Below are 6,083 nucleotides of genomic sequence, written 5' to 3'. Positions count from 1 at the left end.
AAGTGCGTGTTCAAAAAGGTCGATTTTCAGCACCGAGAAGGTTGGATGAAGCTAGGGACGTCAGGAGCGGAGCGTACGTTTTGGGTACGTGAGCACCGGAAGGCCCGGCTGAATTCAAGATTCGATGCCGAGCTGCTTCCTGATTCGCTTCGTGTTAGATATAGAATTTGTTAGTTATCAGCGGAGGCTGATGAAATTCTATATCGCAAGAAAACCTACCTATCATCGCGGTCGCGCATCCTTGAAGTGGCATCGATTAGGTTTTCTTATCAAAAGCGGACTTTTTGAACAACCTCTAAAGGAGGCTAGGCTGACGGATGCACAGGAAGCAGGAGCGAAAGCTTGCGATTCTATGCTTTATTGTTGCGGCCATAATGCTATACGGCGCCGTGAAAGGGTATCTGCGCTATATGAAATATTTTGGATAAAGAAACCGAGGAGTGAACCTGATGTCTTCACTGGACCCCGTACTGATGAGCCGGATCCTGACCGGTTTGACCCTGTTTGTACATATTGTTCTGGCAACCATCGGCGTTGGGATTCCGATTATGCTGGCCCTGGCGGAATGGAGGGGGATTCGGACAGGGGACAACCATTATACGTTGCTCGCCAGGCGCTGGGCGCGGGGATTCGTGATTACGGTGGCCGTCGGCGTTGTGACAGGTACTGCCATCGGCTTGCAGCTTAGCTTGTTATGGCCCACCTTTATGCGTGTAGCCGGTAAAGCCATTGCGCTGCCACTGTTTATGGAAACCTTTGCTTTTTTTGTGGAGGCGATTTTTCTTGGCATTTATCTCTATACATGGGATCGATTCAAAAATAAATGGACCCATTTGCTGCTGCTTATTCCCGTGGCGATCGGCTCCTCCGCGTCAGCATTCTTTATCACGAGCATGAATGCTTTTATGAATCAGCCCCAGGGCTTCGAACTGGTAGATGGGGTATTTACGAATGTGAATCCGTTTGTCGCTATGTTCAATCCGGCAACGCCGACCAAGGTGAGCCATGTGCTGGCGTCAGCGTATACGACCAGTGCGGCTGCGCTGGCCAGCATAGCCGCTTTCAGTTTATTGCGGGGAAGCAGGCACATCTACTTTAAGAAAGCGCTGAAGCTTACTGTCGTGTCCACCTTTGTTTTTGCAGTGGCTACCGTGATGATCGGAGATTTCTCTGGCAAATTTCTGGCTAAATACCAGCCCGAGAAGCTGGCGGCGGCCGAGTGGCATTTTGAGACGATGACACAAGCCCCGCTCATTTACGGCGGCTTTCTGGATCAGAATAATGAGATTAAGTATGCATTGAAGATTCCCTATGCGCTAAGCATATTAGCGGGAAACAGCCCCAGCACGGAAGTCGTTGGCCTGAATGAATTTCCGGAGAATGAGAGACCGCCGATGTCAGTGCATTATTTTTTCGATTTGAAGGTGACCAGCGGCGCCGTGATCGTTCTGATTCCGCTCCTGTATATGTTCCGCAAGAAACTTCCTGGCAAAAGGCCTTATCCAAAATGGCTGCTGCTCAGTATATTGGCTTTGGGGCCTCTTTCGATGTCAGCCATATGGCTGGGCTGGTTCCTTGCCGAGATCGGAAGGCAGCCGTGGATTGTGCGGGGATACATGAAGGTATCGGATGCGGCAACCACTTCATCAAGTGTCGGCTGGATGCTGGTGCTGTTTATTATCCTGTATCTGGTGCTATCCGTATCCGCGATCCGCGTGCTGAGCCAATTGTTCCGGAATAAAAGCGCCGAAGAGGAAATCCGGCTGCTGGGACTCGAAATCGAAGGGGGAGACCGCAAATGAGCTATGCAATGGTAGCAATAACCGTGCTGTGGACATTTCTGTTTGGCTATTTGCTGGTGGCCTCGATTGATTTCGGTGCCGGATTTTTCAGCTATTACAGCGTGCTCACTGGACACGAGAACAAGATTCATAACATCATCCAGCGGTATTTATCTCCCGTCTGGGAAGTGACCAACGTATTCCTGATCTTTTTTGTGGTCGGGCTTGTCGGATTCTTTCCGGATGCTGCGTATTATTATGGCACCGCTCTGCTTGTGCCGGGCAGCTTGGCCCTTGTGCTGCTGGCGATCCGCGGCGCTTACTACGCCTATCACACGTATGGCAGCCAGACTGGGAACAATATCGTGTATATGGGGCTCTACGGGGCAACGGGGCTTCTCATCCCGGCCGCATTGTCAACGATATTGGCCATCTCGGAAGGTGGCATTATCTATATGGACAACGGGAAGGTGGAGCTTCATTGGTATACGTTTTTCACGAACCCGTACACGTGGTCGGTCATCCTGCTTGCACTTGTGAGCGTTCTGTACATCTCGGCGATGTTCCTGTCTTATTACGCGCAGCGTACGGGGGATGAGGTAGCGTTCGGCGTGGTCCGGGGCTATGCACTGGGGTGGAGCGGACCGACGATCCTGGCTTCGGTTTTCGCGTTTTTCCAGATCAACCATCAGAACCCGGTGCATTTTGGGCAGATGCTGGATATCGCATGGATGTTTATCGCCTCGTTCATCTGCTTTGTCATTGCGGTGTATCTTGTATGGAAACGAATCCGGCTCGGCATCGCTTTTATCATGGTTATGCTCCAATTTGCCTTTGCCTGGTATGGGTATGGACGCTCGCATCTGCCGTATGTTCTCTATGATTACATCCATATTCATGAGAGTATTACCAACGATACGATGGCGATCGCTTTGATTACCGCATTTATCCTGGGTTTCTGCGTATTGGTTCCTTCCCTGATCCTGCTGATGCGATTGTTTCTGTTCGATGCGAACTACATTCGTGGAAAATCCGCGAAGAAGGGGTGAGGCAAGTGGAGGACTTCGGCATTTTCATAGCACCGCTGCTCACCGTACTGGCTGCTGTAGCCTTTATGGCGATCTATGTCGTCAAGTATAAAGATCCATCGGATTGATTCTGACAAAGGCAAAGACGGGTTGTTTCGCCACGAATCATTCGGTGTAAAAAGAACAACATACGCAAAGTTGAGCGGAGAGGTCAATACGGGGTAAAATACAGGGTAATGGAAGGAGGAGGCTGCATGCCAAAAATTCGCTATAACAATATCGATAACGTCAGCACGGATAAAACACTTAAACAATTCAAGCAGTGGCGCGACGAACGTCGTCAGAAGAAGAAGGATTATTCCTACTGTATTCCGAACCTGACGCCGGATCTTCAGTATTTGCATAGCAACCGGCACGAAACCTCCGTTACCTGGATCGGGCACGCTACGTTCTTCATCCAATATGAAGGCTTGAATATCGTGACTGATCCCGTATGGGCGCGGAGAATGGGGTTTAATAAGCGCCTTGGAGAACCTGGACTTCCCATTCATGAGATCCCCCCGATTGATGTCATTTTGATCTCGCATTCCCATTATGACCATATGCATGTTGCCTCGATCCGCAAGCTGTATCGTGCGGACACCACGATCATCGTACCCGTTGGTCTGCGTCGCAAAATGATCAACAAAGGCTTTCGGCGCGTGATCGAACTGCAGTGGTGGGAATCTGCAACCATTAAGGGCGTTAAATTCTCCTTCGTGCCGACACAGCATTGGACTCGGCGTACGCCGTTTGATACGAATACATCCCATTGGGGAGGATTCGTGATGGAGCCCGTGCTGCAGGATGCGAAGAGGGATTCGGGTTCTTCCGATGAATCGCTATGCTATAACGAACCTGTCGCGGAGGATGGCACCCGCCTGCTTCCGCCGAATTTGTATTTTGCCGGAGACAGCGGTTATTTCGAGGGCTTTAAGCTGATCGGAGAACGCTTTAACATTCACCTTGCTCTGATGCCGATCGGGGCATATGAGCCGGAATGGTTCATGACGTCACAGCACGTTAATCCGGAAGAGGCGCTGCAGGCGTTCCAGGACGTGAAGGCCGAGACGATGATTCCGATGCATTATGGCACTTTCAAGCTGGCAGACGATACGGCCAGAGAAGCGCTGGATAGGATGGAAGCGGAACGCGAGCGGCTGGGGATCGCCAAGGAGCGTATTTGCGTATTAAAGTACGGAGAAACCTTCAAGGTTCAGCCTGAGCGGAGAAGCGTGACATCGTAACTGAAACGTACAAACGATTCTGATCAAGCAAATGCATAAGACGGAAAGATTCATACACCATAGACTAGCAAAAGAAGGCCCGGAAGGTTTTTTATAACCTCTCGGGCCCATTTTCAGTTGGACTTTTTCTATTAAACTAGAAAAAGTAGTTTTTGATCGACGGCGTCCTGTCCTGTGCGCTTGAGAAAAGGGTGCAAGCAGGAGGTTATATTTGTTTAAAACCGTTTTATATCGTCCAGAAGCTTCGATAACCGTCGTACTTATGCTATAATGTGCTGAAACCAATAGTGATAAAGGATGGTAATGCTTAATGATCAGTACAAGCGGCGTAACGCTCCGCTATGGCAAACGAGCACTATTTGAAGATGTCAATATAAAATTCACCCCGGGCAACTGCTACGGCCTCATCGGCGCCAACGGGGCGGGTAAGTCTACATTTCTGAAAATCCTCTCCGGTGAGATTGAACCGAACCAAGGCGAGGTTCATATGACACCGAATGAACGGATGGCGGTTCTGAAGCAGAACCACTATGAATACGACCAGTATCCAGTCCTGGAGACGGTTATTATGGGTCATGCCCGGCTGTATAACATCATGAAAGAGAAAGATGCGCTGTATGCGAAAGCCGATTTCTCTGAAGCAGACGGAATGCGTGCGGGTGAGCTGGAAGGCGAATTCGCAGAGCTGAACGGATGGGATGCAGAGCCGGATGCGGCAGCGCTCCTGATCGGTCTCGGCATTCCACGTGAGCTGCACGATAAGAAAATGTCGGAGCTGAGCGGTAATGAGAAGGTACGCGTTCTCTTGGCGCAAGCATTGTTTGGCCGTCCGCATAACCTGCTGCTGGATGAGCCTACCAACCACTTGGACCTGGAATCGATTCAGTGGCTCGAGAACTTCCTTATGGATTATGAAGGTACCGTTATCGTGGTATCCCATGACCGTCACTTCCTGAACAAGGTGTGTACGCATATTGCGGATATCGACTTCGGTAAAATCCAGCTGTATGTCGGCAACTATGATTTCTGGTATGAATCCAGTAAGCTGGCGCTTGAACTTCAACGGGATGCCAACAAGAAGAAGGAAGAGAAGATCAAGGAATTGCAGGCATTTATTCAACGCTTCTCGGCGAATGCTTCCAAATCGAAGCAGGCGACTTCCCGTAAGAAACAGCTCGATAAAATTACGCTGGAGGATCTTCGTCCTTCGAACCGTAAATATCCGTTTCTTCATTTCAAGCCTGAACGCGAGGCGGGCAAGCAGTTGCTTACGGTTGATGGCATCACCAAATCGATGGATGGGGAAAAGGTTCTGGATAATGTCAGCTTTGTTGTAAACAAAGGCGACAAAATCGCATTTGTTGGACCGAACGGTATGCCGAAAACGACGCTGTTCCAGGTCATTACAGGAGAAACCGAAGCGGATGCCGGTGAATACAGCTGGGGTGTAACAACCACCCAGGCATATTTCCCGAAAGACAACTCTGCTTATTTTGACGGTGTTGATATCAACCTTGTGGAATGGCTGCGCCAATATTCCAAGGATCAAGATGAGACATTCTTGCGCGGATTCCTTGGCCGCATGCTGTTCTCAGGTGAGGAAGCGTTGAAGAAAGCAAGCGTATTGTCCGGGGGCGAGAAGGTTCGCTGTATGCTGGCCAAAATGATGCTGAACGGCGCGAATGTGCTCATCTTCGATGAGCCGACGAACCACTTGGATCTTGAATCCATCACGGCACTCAACAATGGTCTGATCGATTTCGACGGAACGATTCTGTTCACCTCGCATGACCATCAGTTCATTCAGACGATTGCCAACCGAATTATCGAGATTACGCCAAATGGCATTATCGACCGCAGCATGAGTTATGATGAGTATCTTGAGAGTGAAGAGATCAAGGGACTTCGCGAAAGCATGTACCCGGTTGAAGTTTAAGAAATAAGATACGACGGCGAAGATGATGGCGCGAGCTTTCATCTCGCACGAT

General features: G+C 49.8%; 5 protein-coding genes. All 5 read left to right on the top strand.

Annotation, left to right across the window (positions count from 1 at the left end; translation table 11 throughout):
• Positions 1 to 449 precede the first annotated feature (449 nt).
• The gene (locus tag AB4124_RS33195; protein WP_379406695.1) at positions 450 to 1,802 is read left to right on the top strand and encodes a cytochrome ubiquinol oxidase subunit I; all 1,353 of its coding nucleotides are present in this window, start codon (positions 450 to 452) and stop codon (positions 1,800 to 1,802) included.
• Entirely contained in the window at positions 1,799 to 2,830 is a 1,032-nt protein-coding gene (locus AB4124_RS33190; protein ID WP_441975364.1) for a cytochrome d ubiquinol oxidase subunit II, read from the top strand. Before AB4124_RS33195 ends, AB4124_RS33190 begins: the two co-directional genes overlap by 4 nt.
• A 5-nt stretch (positions 2,831 to 2,835) precedes the next feature.
• Positions 2,836 to 2,937, top strand: coding sequence for a cytochrome bd oxidase small subunit CydS (gene cydS, locus AB4124_RS33185; protein WP_015737491.1), 102 nt, complete (start codon positions 2,836 to 2,838; stop codon positions 2,935 to 2,937).
• Positions 2,938 to 3,063: 126 nt separating this feature from the next.
• Complete coding sequence (locus tag AB4124_RS33180; protein WP_339268097.1) at positions 3,064 to 4,095, top strand: MBL fold metallo-hydrolase; 1,032 nt, start codon at positions 3,064 to 3,066, stop codon at positions 4,093 to 4,095.
• Between the two features lie 310 nt (positions 4,096 to 4,405).
• The gene (locus AB4124_RS33175; RefSeq protein WP_076325414.1) at positions 4,406 to 6,031 is read left to right on the top strand and encodes an ABC-F family ATP-binding cassette domain-containing protein; all 1,626 of its coding nucleotides are present in this window, start codon (positions 4,406 to 4,408) and stop codon (positions 6,029 to 6,031) included.
• Positions 6,032 to 6,083 lie beyond the last annotated feature (52 nt).

Source organism: Paenibacillus sp. 2KB_20 (assembly GCF_052115765.1).
GTDB lineage: Bacteria > Bacillota > Bacilli > Paenibacillales > Paenibacillaceae > Paenibacillus_AQ.
The sequence above is the reverse complement of the archived record's forward strand: the minus strand, read 5'-3'. Positions and strand labels throughout refer to the sequence as shown.